The following is a 794-nucleotide window of genomic DNA, read 5'->3' as shown; positions in this document are numbered from 1 at the left end:
CCTCGGGTCATGGAACTGAGCCTGCACGCGAACGCCACGACGACGCCGAAGACGCGCGCCTATATCCAGCGCAGCAGGAAGTCGGTTGCCGAATTGGCGACGGAACTGGGGGTCAGCGAGACCACGATCTATCGTTGGCGCGACCGCACGACGGTCGAAGATCGCTCGCACCGGCCGAAGAACCTGGTGACCAGCCTGTCGGCTGTCGAAGAAAGGGCGGTTTGCGAGCTGCGGACGTCGCTGCAGTTGCCGCTGGATGACATCGTCGAGGTGATGCAGCGATGCATCAATGCCAAGCTGTCCCGCAGCGCCATTCACCGCTGCCTGCAGCGCAATGGCATCAGCCGGCTCGCCAAGCCTGACAAGCCCAAAGCCGGCGTCTTCGAGACCGCCAGCATCGGCTTCATCCATATCGACGTGAAGTATCTGCCGTCCCTGCAGCGCCGCACCAGCTATGCCTTCGTCGCCATCGACCGCGCCACCCGCTACGTCTTTGTCGAGATCCATTCCAGGCGGGACGGGGCCACCGCGACCGGCTTCCTCGAGCGCTTCCTGGCCGACTTCCCGCACCAGGTTCACACCATCCTGACCGACAATGGCGCGGAGTTCACCGACCGCTTCGCTGTCGACAAGAAGAACAAGCCGCCCGGGAAACCTTCCGGCGACCACCCCTTTGATCGGCTCTGCAAGCAGCGCGGCATCCAGCATCGCCTGACCAAGCCTTACCACCCGCAGACCAACGGCCTCGTCGAACGCTTCAACCGGCGTATCGCCGAAGCCATTGGCCGCGAACA

At 63.9% G+C, this 794-nt stretch carries 1 protein-coding gene; it reads left to right on the top strand.

All coding sequences use genetic code 11. The features are described from left to right. A partial coding sequence (locus tag I6F38_RS43275) for a DDE-type integrase/transposase/recombinase (RefSeq protein WP_225164699.1) occupies nt 1–794 on the top strand: 794 nt, incomplete at both ends.

Origin of the sequence: Bradyrhizobium sp. BRP56, assembly GCF_020194035.1 — a bacterium.
In the GTDB taxonomy this organism is placed as follows: domain Bacteria; phylum Pseudomonadota; class Alphaproteobacteria; order Rhizobiales; family Xanthobacteraceae; genus Bradyrhizobium; species Bradyrhizobium australafricanum.
The sequence above is the reverse complement of the archived record's forward strand: the minus strand, read 5'-3'. Positions and strand labels throughout refer to the sequence as shown.